This window comes from Kaistella haifensis DSM 19056, assembly GCF_000735695.2.
GTDB classification, from domain to species: Bacteria; Bacteroidota; Bacteroidia; order Flavobacteriales; family Weeksellaceae; genus Kaistella; species Kaistella haifensis.
Genome location: NZ_JASZ02000060.1, coordinates 1 through 3,040, shown reverse-complemented (window position 1 = coordinate 3,040; position 3,040 = coordinate 1). Strand labels below are relative to the sequence as shown.

Here is a 3,040-nt window from a genome sequence, read left to right as displayed (position 1 = left end):
CCATAGAACCACTTTTGGAACAGATGGAAACCGGTGGTCAAAAGCTCCCAAAAGAACTCCTTTACGATAGAGGTGGCAGAGGAAAATCAGAAATAAAGGGCGTGAAAATCTCCATCCCAAGCACTCCAAGAAAAAAAGACACTGCTTATCAAAAGCAGACAAAGCGCAAAAAATTTAGAACCAGAGCGGCAATAGAACCTATCATCGGACATTTAAAAACCGATTTTAGGCTGGCAAAAAATTACTTCATGGGAGAAACGGGACCACAAATCAATGCATTACTAGCTGCAACCGCTTGGAACATGAAGAAAATGATGGAACTACTGAAACAGAAAATTATTTTCTTATTTTATAAGATACAAATTATGCTGTTTTCTAATCCTGTTTTTAAATATAAATTAAATAGTGGGTTTTGTTAAGGAACGACTAATTAGTTGTCCAAACATAAATGAATTTACTTTGATTTATTAATTGATTCAAAATTTGCTAATTTGTGAGCAGATCGTCTAGTTCTGGTGGGAAAATTTGTTTTAATATTTCTAGCATAAACGAAGGATTGCCCAATATCTGTTTTTCATTTTCTCTTAAATAGAATCTGCTGAACACTTCAAATGGTGTTGTGCTGTATTTTTCGTTTTTAGTATGTTTATGATATTCTTCAATGTATTCTTGAATCTCTATAATACCCTGTTTTAAATGATCCTCATGTAGTTCGAAGTAACTGAGATTGATGAAAGTCACTTCTTTTACTGTCGTTTTTTCAAAACTTTCAGAATTCATTAATTCATTCAATTTTTGTTTTAGTATTTTATTTATACCCTCATATCCAAATGATAAATCAGTGTAAACTACAACGGGATAAATATTTGGTTTACCATTTTCAAATATGTCATCAAAATATATTTCGTTTTTCTCAATATATTTTATAGCATTGTATAGTTGTTTAATGCCTTTAGGATCATTCTTTTGATTTTCAAAAAACTTTTTGTCAAGTGCTGAGTAAAGTGCTTCTTTATCTGATTTTTCTTTTAAGTCAGCATTTAGAAGTATATCTTTAAATTCAATTAAAATAATTTCATTTCCTTTTCGTAAATAATAATCGCAAAGCTCATTGCCATCATGTTTTTTTACATCATTTCCTGACCTACGAATGTAATGAGGAAAGCATTTCTCCATTATGAGCCGGAAATATATATCTTCCATAAATTCTTTGCCTTTTACTGATAAAAAGTCGCCCTTGTATCCATTCTTTTCTATGAAAGATTTAAAAGAGAAAATTTGCGCCTTATATAATTGATCAATTAGAAAATTGATGTCAAGTAAAAAATATGTGTACGTGCTATATTGATATAGCATTTTATTCCGTAAAGTTCTAAAGCTATTGTCAGTTGTATATGTTGAAATTGTATCATTAATAGTTAAACTTTGGATGTAATCAATAGATAATAATGATGTCAAATCACTTAATGGTATGATTTGTTTTCGCATTGCAATTGGATCATTAATTCCAACTTGTCCAAATATTGTAAGCAGATTATATATGAGATCTTTACTGTCTTTTATATTTAGATGATTATAATATTTTTTAGTAAGATCTTTAAATTTTTCTGAATTTTCCAAGAATTCAAACAGTTTGAAACATCTTGTGATTTGATTTGATAACTCAGTTGTTGATGCATAGTCTTTTTGGTATATAAAATTTGGAAGAAAAATACTTTCGATCTCTTCTTTCAAAACTGCCTCCTGAATTTCGTCGGATGTAATATTAAACCTATTGCTTGTCACACTATTTAAAATTAAGTATGCATCTAAAAAATCTTTAGTCTGCTCTTCGCTGAAATCTTTATCAGGAAGTGTATTGTAATTTTTAAATATTAATTCATAAAAGAGGAGGTTTGAATAGCGCCATAAAACAATCGGCCACTCTTGTCTATCAATATGTTTTTTTATTACTTCATTAAATTTTTCTAATGTTGGTTTACCAGCTTTGATAACCAAATTATTCAGTAATTGAAGCTGAATAAGGTGTGATTCATTTCCCGTATCACTCAGATATAACTTGATATTGAATCCAGAAATATAATTTAACAGAGTTACTGACGGTATTCCTTTAATTAAACTTTCAGCAAATGAAATATCTTTTGATTCCCCATGAATTTCTTTATAATCAATAATTGTTTTAAAATTCATCCTTGTTTCAAGATCTGCCATTTTGGATTTTTTTTTGATTAAACTCACACGAAATTTTATAATATTTTTTTGCTAATTGCTCGTGATGGCTATAAATTCTACTCTTGAACATGGTGTTTATCTCTCTTTCCTAATGCTGTAAGAGCTAGATAATTAATAATCAGTTTTTTATTGATCATCATTATTTGCAATTTTTTTATCACTTCTTCATTACTTTGTTCTTCATCAAGTTCATGCCATAAATTTTCTGTAATAAAACTGAATCCAGTATGCACAATTTTGGATCTAAATGAATAAAGTCTTTTATACTCTTTTTTTAACTCATCACTCTCTCCAACAAAATTCAGCAAAAACTCCGTATACCTCCGAGATATAGCATATCTGGACTGTCCGCATTCCTTACAATTTTCGGGCTTAAAATCTTTATAATAATGATTCATCAAGCTCTCAATTGATGTAAATGCTGATAAAATTCCAATAGTTGTTTCTCCTTCCAAATTTTTCATACAAATACTAGCATACTTAGAGCCTGTTTAAAAATTAAATTAGAAAAATTCGTATGGCGTTTATTTTATAAAATAATCTTATAAAAAACTGATTGTCAGTTGTTTATGTTGTTTATTTTCCGTAACTTGTTGGTTACTAATCAATTAAATTACAGTGAAAAATTACTCGACAAACATTTCTGACAATCAGTGGCAATTTATAAAAAAGACTTTGAACCTCAATGACAGAAAGCGAAAATATGGTTTAAGAACCATTTGGAACGCCATAATGTATTTGGTGAAAACCGGTTGCCAATGGAGGATGTTACCCAATGATTTTCCGAAATGGGAATTGGTCTATTACT

Annotated in this window: 3 protein-coding genes and 1 pseudogene; 2 read left to right on the top strand and 2 right to left on the bottom strand. The window is 29.4% G+C overall.

Features of this window, described 5'->3' with window-relative positions; translation table 11 throughout:
* A pseudogene (locus AP75_RS14410) lies at positions 1 to 419 on the top strand (IS5/IS1182 family transposase); the annotation flags it as partial.
* A 67-nt stretch (positions 420 to 486) separates the two neighbouring features.
* Here the strand turns inward: AP75_RS14410 and AP75_RS13600 are convergent.
* Positions 487 to 2,211 (bottom strand): hypothetical protein, encoded by a 1,725-nt coding sequence (locus AP75_RS13600; protein ID WP_088264978.1) that lies wholly within the window; start codon positions 2,209 to 2,211, stop codon positions 487 to 489.
* A gap of 77 nt (positions 2,212 to 2,288) precedes the next feature.
* Positions 2,289 to 2,696, bottom strand: a complete 408-nt coding sequence (locus AP75_RS13595; RefSeq protein ID WP_088264977.1) for a HEPN domain-containing protein — start codon at positions 2,694 to 2,696, stop codon at positions 2,289 to 2,291.
* A gap of 154 nt (positions 2,697 to 2,850) precedes the next feature.
* On the opposite strand from AP75_RS13595, the gene AP75_RS13590 reads away from it, so the two are divergent.
* On the top strand, positions 2,851 to 3,040 hold a 190-nt coding region (locus AP75_RS13590), incomplete at its 3' end, for a transposase (protein ID WP_143755920.1).

Bases quoted from the DNA above. Each gene is read 5' to 3' on its own strand.
- AP75_RS13600 (WP_088264978.1), bottom strand. From the start codon at position 2,211: ATGGCAGATCTTGAAACAAGGATGAATTTTAAAACAATTATTGATTAT.
- AP75_RS13595 (WP_088264977.1), bottom strand. From the start codon at position 2,696: ATGAAAAATTTGGAAGGAGAAACAACTATTGGAATTTTATCAGCATTT.